General features: G+C 54.0%; 8 protein-coding genes. 5 read left to right on the forward strand and 3 right to left on the reverse strand.

Going from position 1 to position 12,854, the window contains the following annotated elements; all coding sequences use genetic code 11:
* Positions 1–23: 23 nt before the first annotated feature.
* Genes HK23_RS12575 through HK23_RS12585 form a run of 3 tightly spaced genes read left to right on the forward strand, consistent with a single transcriptional unit; the run spans position 24 to position 5,561 of the window.
* Entirely contained in the window at positions 24–1,079 is a 1,056-nt protein-coding gene (locus tag HK23_RS12575; protein WP_086654234.1) for an efflux RND transporter periplasmic adaptor subunit, read from the forward strand.
* Complete coding sequence (locus HK23_RS12580; protein ID WP_086654235.1) at positions 1,079–4,117, forward strand: efflux RND transporter permease subunit; 3,039 nt, start codon at positions 1,079–1,081, stop codon at positions 4,115–4,117. Before HK23_RS12575 ends, HK23_RS12580 begins: the two co-directional genes overlap by 1 nt.
* Positions 4,110–5,561: an efflux transporter outer membrane subunit gene (locus HK23_RS12585; RefSeq protein ID WP_086654236.1), complete on the forward strand. Its 1,452-nt coding sequence runs from the start codon at positions 4,110–4,112 to the stop codon at positions 5,559–5,561. Before HK23_RS12580 ends, HK23_RS12585 begins: the two co-directional genes overlap by 8 nt.
* A 100-nt stretch (positions 5,562–5,661) precedes the next feature.
* Here HK23_RS12585 and HK23_RS12590 read toward each other — a convergent pair whose 3' ends face one another.
* From HK23_RS12590 to HK23_RS14805, 3 genes are all read right to left on the reverse strand, one after another.
* The gene (locus HK23_RS12590) at positions 5,662–8,121 is read right to left on the reverse strand and encodes a TonB-dependent receptor plug domain-containing protein (RefSeq protein WP_256940197.1); all 2,460 of its coding nucleotides are present in this window, start codon (positions 8,119–8,121) and stop codon (positions 5,662–5,664) included.
* A 148-nt stretch (positions 8,122–8,269) separates the two neighbouring features.
* The gene (locus tag HK23_RS12595; RefSeq protein ID WP_086654242.1) at positions 8,270–9,562 is read right to left on the reverse strand and encodes an MFS transporter; all 1,293 of its coding nucleotides are present in this window, start codon (positions 9,560–9,562) and stop codon (positions 8,270–8,272) included.
* A 41-nt stretch (positions 9,563–9,603) separates the two neighbouring features.
* Positions 9,604–10,725 carry a CMD domain-containing protein gene (locus HK23_RS14805; protein ID WP_256940198.1) on the reverse strand — a complete coding sequence of 374 codons (1,122 nt, stop codon included), beginning with the start codon at positions 10,723–10,725 and terminating at the stop codon, positions 9,604–9,606.
* Between the two features lie 130 nt (positions 10,726–10,855).
* Between HK23_RS14805 and HK23_RS12605 the strand changes: the two genes are divergently transcribed.
* The gene (locus HK23_RS12605) at positions 10,856–11,863 is read left to right on the forward strand and encodes a LysR family transcriptional regulator (protein ID WP_086654237.1); all 1,008 of its coding nucleotides are present in this window, start codon (positions 10,856–10,858) and stop codon (positions 11,861–11,863) included.
* On the forward strand, positions 11,860–12,854 hold a 995-nt coding region (locus HK23_RS12610; protein WP_086654238.1), incomplete at its 3' end, for an FAD-dependent oxidoreductase. The genes HK23_RS12605 and HK23_RS12610, both read left to right, overlap by 4 nt.

Here is a 12,854-nt window from a genome sequence, read left to right on the forward strand (position 1 = left end):
GTTCAGGCACCCTGAAAAGGGTAATGTCTCTGCTTGCTGCGTCATGCCTTGTGGGCTGCAAGCCGACATCATCCCCGGCAAAGCATACGTCTCTTCCTGCCGTGCAGGTTCTCAAGGTGCAGGAAGCATCACCTGAGAAGGTTGTCTTTGTCGGACATTATGGAACAGGCAGGACTATTCCTCTCGCTCCAACGCAGGCTGGACGTTTGACAACACTTTCTGTTGTCAGCGGCCAATATGTTCATCAGGGTGACGTTCTGGCCATATTTGAAGACAGACTTCTGCTGGAGGTGGCCGCTCAGGCTCAGGGAGAGGTTGATGCTGCTCGCGCCGAACTCAATCAGGCCGCAGCAACCTATAAAAGAAGCAGAGGGCTGGACGCGATAGGGGGGGTTTCCTCAGGAACAGTCGAAGAACGTGCGTCTTCATGGCGGCTGGCACAGGGGAAATATAAATCGGCTCAGGCTGCCTTGACGCAGGCTCAGATTCAGGTGGCTGAAACCAGAATTCGCGCCCCCGAAGATGGCCGGATCATCAGTGTTACTGGCGTTCCGGGCAGCCTCGTGGGGGCCGGGAGTGAAATCGTGCGGATGTCCGCAGGATTACCTGAAGTCCGTTTCAAGGTTCCATCATCCTCATTCTGGACGGTTGGTGACGCCGCAGAAGTTAGCGTGCCTGTTGGCCAGAAGAGCCAGTCAGTTCATGCCGTTATCAAAGAAATTGGCGCGGTTGATGACGCAAGCCAGACGCAGGACGTCAAACTGATCCTGGATCAACCACTTCCCGTAGCAGTCAGCAGCCTCGTTACGGTTAGTCTGGTACCGCATGATGTGTCCCATGTGGTGCGTGTACCGCTGACGGCTCTGGTTTCAGACGATCAGACACATGGGCATCTCTGGGGCGTGACGGAAGGGCAGGAGCCTCATCTTGTTCTGCGGCGCGTTCAGGTTGCCGGGGTTAGGGGGGCGGATGCGCTGGTTGAAGGCCTGACAGCCGGTGAGCGGATTGTCACCAATGGCGATGCGTCCCTCCATCAGGATCAGGCCGTTCAGTGTATCAGTCAGGTGAGTGAACGCTAATGATGGAGCGTTTCAACGTCTCCCGGTGGGCTGTCGGTCATCCAGCGCTTGTCAGCTTCATGATGGCGTGTTTGTTTCTTGCCGGTGGGTACGGTTTTTTCCACCTGGGCCGCGCGGAAGATCCGGCGTTTACACTTAAAAACATGATTGTATCTGCGCAGTGGCCGGGTGCCAGTGCTCAACAGATGCAAAAACAGGTTGCTGAGCCACTGGAGCAGGGCCTGCGTGATGTTGAGGCCATCGATATTCTCAGCACATATTGCGTTCCGGCTGCGTGTGTGACGCAGGTTTTTCTTAAAGACGATGAAAGAAAGGAACGCGTTCCTGTCATCTGGCAGCAAATCCGTAACAAGTTGTCCGACCTGGCTCCCGGTTTTCCGTCTGGGGTAGCTCTTGCTGCTAATGATGATTATGCGGATGTTTATGGATATGTGTTTGCTCTGACGGGAGGGGAAAACGCAGAGCTTATAAAAACATCTGAATATTTGAAGAAAATTTTCCAGACCGTTCATGGTGTCGGGAAAGTCCAGATTAGCGGCGAAATTTCTCAGCAGATCACTGTCGATCTTGACCCGCAACAGAGTGCCGCAAGAGGCATAAGCCTCGATCAGGTCGCCAGATCACTTCAGAGTAAATCGGCGCTGGCTTCTGGTGGTTCGGTAGATTTTACGACCGTTATTCCTCTGAGTGTTTCCGGAGCTTTGGATGGTGTCCGGTCCGTTGAAAATACGCCCATAGCAGGCCATTCCGGCACAGTGCGTGTCAGAGATATTGCGCAGGTCAGTCGTGATTATGCTGATCCTGCACCGTCTCTGATCCGCTATGGAGGGAAGCCTGCTGTTGTGATTGCGGTTGCAATGGCGGACGGCGCAGACGGGCTGACGCTCGGCAAGGCGCTTCAGAAAGCGGCAGCTTCAGCAGAGCTTCCCGCAGGTATGGCCCTGAAGCAGGTGGAAGACCAGAGCAGCGTGATCCGGGAGGCAGTGAATACGTTTCTCATCAAGTTTGTGGTGGCTCTGAGTGTTGTTCTTCTGGTGGCGTTTGTCAGTCTGGGCTGGAAAGCGGGGATTATTGTGGCCTGTTCTGTGCCGCTGACGCTGGCCGGGGTGAGCCTTTATATGGGCATGGAGCATATCGGGCTCGACCGTATTTCTCTGGGCGCGCTTATCCTCTCGCTCGGGCTTCTGGTGGATGATGCCATCATCAGCATTGAAGCAATGGTTGTACAGCTTGAGCTGGGACGTAGCCGGGAAGAGGCGGCATCCTTCGCGTGGAGCCATACCGCGTTCCCGATGCTGACAGGTACGGTGCTGACGGTCATCAGCTTTCTGCCCGTTGGTCTGGCTCAGTCGACAACGGGTGAATATGCCGGCGAGATTTTCTGGGTCAGTGGCGCGGCACTGCTCTTTAGTTGGATTGTCGCGGTGGTGTTCATCCCTTTTCTGGGGGTGCATCTGCTGCCTGAGCCAAAAAAGCACAGGTCAGTCTCTTATGAGCATGGCGTAACGACACTGCTGCGCCTCATTCTGGGGACGAGCCTGCGTTACAAGACCGCTTTTGCGGGTGGGACTGTCGTGCTCCTGATAGTCGCCTGTGGTGGTTTTCTGTTTGTTGACCAGCAGTTTTTTCCTCAGTCCGACCGTCCGGAAGTGATTGTGGACGTTGCCATGCCGCCCGGCACAGCTCTGGGGGAAACCAATAAGGCGGTGGGCATTCTGGAAAAGCGTCTTGCGGGGAGTGCTGCGCTACGTCACATGGAAGCCCATATAGGGGACGGAGTGCCGCGCTTTTATCTTCCCTATGCTCCTGCCACACCGAGCGCTGCACACGCCACACTTCTGCTGGTGGCGCAGGACCTTACCGCGCGAGAAAACCTTATTCGGCAGATTGAAGCGATGTCTCTTCCCGTAGGCGTGCATCTGCACGTCCAGCGTTTGTCACTGGGGCCGACTGCGGACTTTCCGGTGCAGTATCGCATCATAGGTCCGGACCCTGAAACGTTGCGCTCACTTGCGCAGGAGGTTGATGGTGTTTTGCGGAGCACTGACGGGGCTGTTTCCGTGCAGGCTGATTGGGGAAACCGGACACCCAGCCTCACTCTGGATGCGGATGCAGATAAACTGGCCTATTTTCAGACAGATCGCGTCAACGTCGCTGCACAGCTTCAGGCTGCCATTTCCGGCGAGGTTGCCGGGGATATTCCTGACGGTCACCATCACATTCCGGTTCTTGTGCGCGCTTCTCGCGTCGTGCGTTCTGATCCTGGGTTATGGGTCAACCTTCCCATCGTCACGGGTGCAGCCACGGTGCCACTCAGTCAGCTTGGTACCATACGGGTCACAACGGATTTTCCGATCCTCTGGCAGAGGAATGGCGAACTTTGCATGACGGTTCAGTCAGGTGTTGCAACGGGTATTCAGCCTGCAACAGTGGTGCAGCGTGCAACGCCAGCAATAGAAGCTCTGCAGAAGAGGCTCCCGGCAGGTTACAGGATTGAAACAGGGGGAGACGTGGAGCTTTCCTCAACGGCGGATGGCGCGATTTTCGCTTTCCTTCCACTGACCGGAGGGCTGATGCTTCTGGTTCTCATGATCCAGCTGCAAAGCTTCAGCCGCTCTCTGCTCGTACTGTTTTCAGCGCCGCTGGGTCTGATCGGGATGGTTTCTGGTTTGCTGCTGACAGGCGCACCATTTGGTTTTGTTGCTCTACTGGGACTTATTGCGCTCGCGGGCATGATTATGCGCAATACAATCCTGCTGGTTGACCAGATCCAGTTCAATCACAGCACCAGTGTATCGCTCCATGACGCCATTATTGATGCGACTTTAACGCGTGCCCGCCCGGTTTGCCTGACGGCTGTGGCGGCTGTTCTGGCGTTTATTCCTCTTAGCTTCAATGTGTTCTGGGGGCCAATGGCTATTGTCATGATTGGCGGTCTTGTTGGCGGAACTGTGCTGACACTGATTGCTGTTCCCGCATTTTACGCCGTCTTGTTTGATCGTAACGTGCCTGTTCAGGGCGCTCCCGCTCATGTCTGAAAAGCGTATTTCTTCTCGCAGAATGGGCATGCTCCTGCTGCCCGCGTTGTTTGCAGTGGGAGGGTGCGCCATGGGGCCGGACTTTGCGCGCCCCAAACCGGTGCTGCCGGATCACTGGCAAAATGCTGTAGCAACGGCTGCTCATCAGACGTCCACTGCGCCGTGGTGGGGGATCTTCAACGATCCCGTGCTGGACAGCCTTATGCGTCGCGCGGAAACCCAAAATCTTGATATGTCTCTGGCACGCGAACGGATCAGAGCCGCCAGAATACAACGTCGCGCCGCATCGGCTGAGAGCCTTCCGTCCCTGAATGGACAGGCTTCCTACACGCATGAACGTATTGGAACAGCGGGCGTAGGACAGGTCCTGCAACCTCTTCTGGGGCTTTCTCCGGAAGCAGGGTTACATGCGCCGGAGGGCGTCTCCTATACAAATTACAGTATTGGCGCGGTTGCATCATGGGAGCTTGATCTGTGGGGCCGGCAACGCCGCCTGCAGGAAGCCGCCAAGGCGGAGTTCTCTGCTGTGCAGGCCGATATGGACGCCATGCATCTCTCAACGCAGGCAGAACTTGCAAGAACCTATTTCCAGTGGTTGTGGGTTTCTGACCGTCTGAACAGAGCAGAAAAAAAGCTGGAGCGTGCGGAAAAGCTGCTCACCATAGCGCAACAGGTTCACGGACGCGGTCTTCTGGCGAATATTGATCTGGAGAAGCCACAGAGCTTCTATCAGGCAGCTCTTGATGAAAAAGAGGAGCTTGTCGCGCAACAGGCCTCTCTGCATCGGGCTTTGGCGGTGCTTGCTGCAGGACGACCGGATGCGGAAATACCCGAGCTCGCAAAGCCCGAAAATCTTCTGGATGTGAAAATTCCCGATGTGGCAGTCGGTATTCCATCCGACATGGCCAGAAAACGTCCTGATATTCGGGCGGCAGAGGCTCGTCTCCATGCTGCCACGGCCACGATTGGCATGGCTCAGGCTGATTTCTACCCGCAGATTACCTTGACGGGGCAAATCAGCCTTGATGCTCTGACCGTTGCTGAATTGGGGTGGAATGCACGGAATACGTCCTTTGGTCCCACGCTTTCTCTTCCGATTTTCAATGGGGGACGTCTGTCTCGCCAGCTTGAACTCCGTCGTTCGGAGCAACGAAGTGCAGGGATGTTCTATAAAAGCGTTGTTTTGAATGCGTGGGTTGAAATCGAAAATCTCTTATCCCGAGAAAACGTGTTTAGATCTCAGTATCAGAGGCAGCGGTCTCTGCTTGATAGCGAAAAAACGCGCATTGCTGTTCTTCAGAAACGCTATCAGCAGGGGGATATGTCGCAAGCAGAGTTACTGAGGGCCTCTCTGCCTGAAAATGAGAGCGCAGAAAATCTTGCCCGGACACATGCAGAGCTGCTGACCAACAGTGTGGACCTCAAAGCCGCTATGGGGAATTAGCGGCTGTTAACAAAGGCGCTGTAAGGACGGGATATCGGCTGAGCTCGCTTACGGTGGCGGTCAGCCGGCATTCGTTATCGCTTTGGTGTTGCTGGGCACGTTAGAAATTAAAAGACCCTCGCACGTAGTAGTAGCCGCCCATGAAACCGGACGGAGAATATGTGGCGTATCGGTAAGACCCTGTTGGTGCAGCTGCAGCGCGGCTTACCTGCGTAGGGTATTTGTCAAACAGGTTGTTAGCGCCAACAGAAACATGAGCACGCTCTGTGATGCCGACATCAAGATTGATATCTGTATTCCATTGCGGGCGAACTTTGGTCCATGTTGAAGACGGTTGTGACGGGCTGACAATAAACGTCACACTGCCATAACGCTGTTCCTGAATACTTAGCGTATAACGGCCCTTGTGCCAGACCAGCGAAAGTGTTTCCCGGTTTTTGGGAGATGTATGCAGAAGATCATTCTGGGAAAATTTATTGTAATAATCCTGCCCGTAAGCGGCCAGAATTTCTGGTGTCTTACGGTAACGGGAAATCTGCGTATCAGCGATATTAACGTTCACACCAAACTGCAGGCTATGGCCCTGTGGCAAATTCAACAAATAGGTTGCATTAACATCACCGCCATTGGTTACGGTATCAACGGGATTGGTATAATACTGCACATAACGAACCCCCGAAATACCAGCGCTTTCCAGCAACCCTTCAATAGAGGCTCCGCCAAAATTGGACGTGCTTTCCAGACGGTCATTAATGCCAATACGATAGAGATTGGCTGTAATATGGAAATTATCAACCGGGGTTGCATCTATGCCTACGCTATAACTGCGCGAATATTCGCCCTTACGGCCTTCCGCCCCCAAAAGACGAGCAATCTGGCTGGTGGATGAGGCGTAGGCAGACTGGTACCCCGGAGTGGAAAAAATGGTGCTGTAATAAAGGCCAGCCAGAGTTGGCGGGCGATATCCGGTATTGATATTGGCGCGGAGTGCCCACCGTTTGTTGAAATTGTAGCGTGTTCCGATAGATCCGGTGAAAGCCGTAATCGTATCAGAATAGTTTGTGGCATGGCCGCCTAGCGTCCATTCCCATTTTTTTGTGGCCCACAGGTCCAGATTGATGTGACCATCAAAAATATCCCGGTAATGATTTCCTGCAGCGGAAGGAGGCGTGCCGGAATAGGCAGAGGCCCCGGGAGCTGCTGCTTTGCCTGCGTTAGGGCCATCCAGAATAGCAACACCGCCGTCCCCCCAGGATTGCGTGTCACCCTGAGTCATCTGGAAGGTATCGTGCCGGTATTCTCCCCCCAGTTCCACGCCCAGAGGCTTCGCCAGAATGGAGGAGGGGATGTCCCGTGATATTTTGAAACCTGCTGTCAGGTCAGACGCAATATTGGTGCCGTTATAAAACTTTGTCTGACTGTCGAGGCCATAGGTTGGGCTGATTGTATCATATGCGCCGTAGCGGAGCTGGTCGCGACCATACAGCACATAGGTATCCCAGTTCCAGCCATGAAAATCCCTCCCGCGAATACCGCCATTGACCTGAAAATCGTTTTCTTCCGTTGTCAGGTGGGGAGAAAATCCGTTGGGGAAGATTGCGCGGACGTTCGCATCATTATTCGCTGTGCGGAAAAAGCCGGGGGCATCCACATCCCGGTGGCTATAGGTGGTAGTGGTGTAGAGAGAAATTTTATCTGTCAGCGGCAGAGAGCCGTTTGCACTGAAGAGTTCAGATAAAGAGCGACTGATACCCTGAATACGGTTGACGTCGTTCCCGATTTTCTGCTCACGCGGGTCCAGAGAGCCATCTGGCAGGCTAAAATACTTCTGACTCGTATTTAACCCGGAACGATTTGTGGGTTGCTGATGAGTTATTTGTGTCGCAAGGTCCAGAAAGCCCCCGTGGTGACCGAGTGCGAAATTATAATCACCATAGCCGTCAATCCCAACGCCATCACCAGCATAATATCCACTATCCTGCAGGTTAATGGACCCTTTGCCTGGCGTGGATTTCAAAACGATATTGACCGCGCCGCCAATGGCTTCCTGCCCGTAAAGGGCTGTGGCGCCATCCATGATGACTTCGACATGGTCAATCGCGCTGATGGGAATCAAGCTGATATCTGTGGGCTGAGACCCTGTGGCAGGTCCGGTGTTGAAGTTGAAGTTTGCCCCCAGATGCCGCCGCTTCCCGTTGACCAGAACAAGAGTCTCATCCGGTCCCAGATTTCGGAGGATCATCAATCGGGCCACGTTGTTTGAACCAATGCCGCCTGCGGGTGGAGAGTTAATGGCGGGAGTCATTTGTGCCAGCGCCGCGATAACATTGGTCTGCCCGGTGGCCATAAGCTCCTTTGCGGTCACAACTTCAACATGCGTCGTGCTGTGTCGACGCGTGTTGTTGGAAAGTGCGCCAATACCGGTGGTTACAGCGCCTGAGACCAGAACAGATTCCGGCTCCGCGACCAGTGTTTGTGTTGTGGAACCAGTCGCAGCGTAAGCGGATCCCGCCAGATCCAGACTGGCAATAACACCAAAAGCAAGGTTTTTCTTCATCATGTGCCATACCAGAAAAAGGTGTGAATCGAATAATTTATGATTATATGGAATGATTTCAAAACGACAAACAAAAACTCATTAAATTTAGTAAAATAATTATATAACTAAATAATATAGTGATTAACTGAAAGGAAGAAATTTACTGTTCTCAGCTTATCTTTTCAGGGAGTTTCTCGGAAATTGTGCTCAACAAAAGGTAGGTTGCGGCAATCAGACCGATTGCAACGCCGCTCATGACAAAAATAGCGGGGGCCATGGCTTTTCCGCTTATGCTAATAAGCCATGTTACAATCAGTTGAGAAAAACCGCCGACCACCAGCACCACCATATTATTCACAATAGCCAGCATGGTTGTCCGCGACGCAGGAGACAGAATCTGCGTGATGAGTGTGCAGTAAGATCCGAGAAACATCCCGCTGACAAAAGAAAGACTGACTTGCATGATAATCAGGCGAGTAATGGAAGGAGCCGCAACAAGCCATGCATACAGGGGCCAGAGAATAACAAGATAAGTCGCGAGACTTACAAAAATGATTAGTTTCTTGTTGAGAAAGTCAGAAAGATAGCCACTGAAGGGAACCACAATCAGCATGGATGCCGCAGCAGACATTTGCACAAGATAAGAGCCTGTGAGCGAGAGATGTAGGATTTTTGTCGCGTATGTCACGACATATCCGTAAATGATATAGAAGGAAACTGTACTGGCAGTGACCAGTCCCATTCCTGTCAGAATTTCACGCCATTGAGTTGTCAGGCTTTTTATCATGCCGGAAGTTTGTGCCGGCTGACGTTTGCTTGCAGCCGCACCGGACATTTTGAGGCGAATGGTCAGGATAAGAGGGATAATAAAAAGGCCGAAAGCAAATGGAAGCCGCCATGCCCAGGTGTGCACCTGTTCTGGCGTGCACCATGTTGTCATCAGATAACCAACGCTTCCGCCAAGAACCTGCGCAATGATCTGGCCCGTAATCTGCCAGGACCCGAAAAAACCTCTACGACCAGGAGGCGCAATTTCTACAAGAAAGGTTGTGGAGGTGGCAAACTCTCCGCCTACGGAAAAGCCCTGCAACAGTCTGGCGACGGCAATCATAATCGCGCCTGTTATCCCGGCCTGCTCGTAAGTAGGGGCACAGGTAATAAGGGCCACGGCAATAGCCATTAAGCCCATACCGAGCGTCATGGCTTCCTGTCTGCTGCGGCGGTCTGCATATAAACCAAGGCAGATACCGCCAAGAGGACGGGTAAAAAAGCCAACCCCAAACAGGGCGGTAGACATGAGAATGGCCGACACACTTCCGGAAGATTTTGGGAAAAACAGAGTGCTGATAATGGGAATCATATACGAAAAAATGGTAAAATCATACCATTCCAGCGCATTGCCGCCGATTGATCCAATAATGGCGCCCCAGCGTGTTCGGGCTGTATACGGTCTGTCCGTCATGTCGGTGTCTTTCAAAAACGCCGTTGAGGCAAATGCCATTCTCAGGGGGGTAAAATAGAGTGGCCCAGCGTATGCATCAGGCGATTAGCCCAGCCAAAAATGCCAGTGGCGCAAATCAAGTCGAAAATTTCCAGATCAGACAGACCATGGTCTCTGAGAAAATCGACATCAGATGACGCAAATGCTCCCGGGGATTGGGTTGGCTTGACAGAAAAATCAAAAATCGGCTGCCAGTATTCATCATTCAGGCAGGCATCTGGGCCTTCTGTAAAAATTATTTCTATCAGTTCCGGTCTTTTTGTTAGCTGGATAAAGCGCCGGGCATGGACTGAGGCGCAATACAGGCAGTGATTGATAATGGAGCAGCCCAGCGCGCCCATTTCCCGACCTGCGCGAGAAAGACCATCACGGCCGTACATAATGGCGTTGAATAGGGGGGAGCGCACAGCAAGGCTTTCCGGATCGTGCGCCAAAGTCAGCACATAATCCGAAATTTTTGTATTAGAGGGCGTGATTTTCATCGCGTCCCGCTGTTCTTCGGTCGCGTCTTCCAGTCTCACTGGCTGGAGGTAGGGGATCCATTCCAGTGGTTCAGCTGTGAACTCCGCTTTTTCGAAACCTGTAGCGGGTTCAGCCGCGGCGGCCTGTGTGGGGTGCAAAGTGCCAGCCATGGCCTGCATGCCAAGGGTGACGCGGGCCAGATAGCACACGCAGGCAATCAGTTCAGCCAGATGCACAATTTCCGCATCCGTGAGTCCGGCATTCCGGAGGTTCAGAATATCGGCACGGGTTGCGTCTTTCGGGCGCAGCGTGACCAGATCCGCATACTGCGTGAGGGCTGCCAGAAAAGTATCCTGTTCTGGTGCCGGTTCTCCGTGGGCCAGCGCGAGAAGGGAGGGGGACGGCGTGAGTGTTTCCAGCGCTTCCCAATAAACAGAGGCCAGTGAAGGTGCGCGGGACTGGCGCGCCATGCGGGCAGCCAGAGCGGTGCGAATGCTGTGTGTAAGCCGACCCGGCTTCTGTGGGGAAACGACTGCAACGTTAGCCTGCGCGCTCATGCTCAGAATATCAGAACGCATCGTCACGACGTCGGTCAGCTCAGTTTTTTGAGCCCCGGTGCGCGCAGATGCCGCAATGGCAGACAGGAATGACGAGATATCCATGTAGAAGCGGGTCCATAATCGTTTCTATTCCGCACGATATTGATCCGGTTTACGCATAGCAAGAAGATTATCATTCATTTTTCAAATTCTTTCTTGATGCCCGTTTCCTGCGCGCATACAGTCCTGAGTCATGAAAACTGATCTTCCGGATCTCAAACAGCTTGAAGCCTTCTGTGCAGTGGTCGCCGTAGGCAGTCTGACGGGGGCAGCGCGTCTTCTGGAGCGCTCGCAGCCGGCCATGACGCGGCTTATTCAGGATCTGGAAGCGTCACTCGGGTTTGCCCTGTTTCATCGCAATGGACCGCGCATTGTCCCCACAGAGCAGGGGATGCAGTTCCATGTGGACGCGGAGCGGCTTCTGGCAAACGTCCGCCGTCTGCATGAGCGTGTGGGAGCCATTGCGCAAAATCAGGCAGCGTCTTTTGAGATCGCGGCAATTCCTGCTCTGGCGACCGGACTAATACCTTACGCTCTTGCGCAGCTGCCTCCCGACCTTCTGCCGGGTGTGATCCATGTTCAGTCAGTCAGTGCCGAACAGGTTGTTCAGTCTGTTATGGAACGGCGGGCAGATCTGGGGGCTGCAAGCTTTCCCGTCAGTCATCCGGAACTGGATGTGTTGTGGGTGGGGCAGTCCCGTTGCGTGGCTGTGCTGGATCGGGCTGACCCGCTGGTGTCTTGCCCGGTTGTAAGGCTGGCAGATCTGGTTTCCCGCAGGTTGGTGACGATTGCCAACCCCTATCGCCTGCGCAACCGCGTGGAAAAAGCATTTTTGAAAATAGGCGCTTTCCCTGCGTCCATTATTGATACGAACACCAGTGTCACAGCTCTGGCCATGGTGCGGGCCCAGTTGGGGGTTGCCATTGTGGAACCCGCCACAGCCTGTGGCCTGCTCTTGCAGGATACCGTGGTCAGGCCGCTGGATACCGCCATTCCTTTCTTTTTTGGCATTGTGAAGGCCGCCGGTCGTCCGCTGACGCCGGGGCTGGAGGCTGTTGTGGAGGCTTTGCGCACAGCATCAGCAGCACAGTTGCCAGACTTTATGCTGCATGAACGTGTCAGCGCCGAAATTACGGAAGAGGCTCTGCATGGTCTGGGTGGCCCTTCCTCATCCCCTTTGCCCGGAGACTGGCAAGTATGACGCTTTCCTCCCCCCCTGAATTACCCGGTGGCCTTGAAAAACTTGAAGAACGGCTGAAGCAGGATCTTTCCTGGCTGGAACTGCCTGCAAAAAGCTGGGTGCCGGAACGGTGCGTAGACAATCGCAGTGTGCGCGATGTGGTGATTATTGGTGGAGGTATGGCTGGGCTGACAGCGTCCGGCATGCTTGCACGCTATGGGGTGCGGAATCATGTTGTGTATGATCGCGCCCCGGCGGGGCGTGAGGGGCCATGGGTGACATATGCCCGCATGGAAACCCTGCGTTCCCCAAAAACGCTGACTGGACCCTGCCTTGGTCTGCCCGCATTGACCTTCCGCGCATGGTACGAGGCCCGTTTTGGTGTGGATGCCTGGGCGGAACTGGGTTTTATCCCGCGTGAAACCTGGATGGAGTATCTGCGCTGGTTTAGAAAAGTTCTGGATATTCCAGTTGAAAATGAGACAGAACTTCTGGACATCCGCTATCGGGGCGATGGGCTTCTGGACCTTCTGCTACGCCAGCAGGGGCGGGAGGAAAGTGTTCTGGCGCGCCACCTTGTGCTTGCCACAGGCCGCGACGGGCTGGGTGGCGGCTATATGCCGGAAATTTTCAAAAGCTTGCCGCAGACGTTTCGTGCGCATTCGGAAGATGCGATTGATTTTTCTGCTCTCTGCGGGCGCAGGGTCACTGTTATTGGTGCCGGCGCCTCTGCGATGGATAATGCGGCCGCCGCACTTGAGGCTGGAGCTGCGCGAGTGGATATACTGATACGCCGGAAGGATATTCCGCGGATCAACAAATTTACAGGTATTGGCAGTCAGGGGGTTGTGCACGGTTTCCAGGCACTCCCGGATGAATGGAAGTGGCGCTTTCTGGATTACACTCTTGCCGCACAGACACCACCGCCACGACCCAGCACCCTGCGGGTTTCAAAACACCCCAATGCCTTTTTCCACCTTGGGTGTCCGGTAGATGCTGTTGCAGTGGAGGG

The sequence above is a fragment of the Acetobacter malorum genome (genome assembly GCF_002153605.1).
Taxonomy (GTDB): domain Bacteria; phylum Pseudomonadota; class Alphaproteobacteria; order Acetobacterales; family Acetobacteraceae; genus Acetobacter; species Acetobacter malorum_A.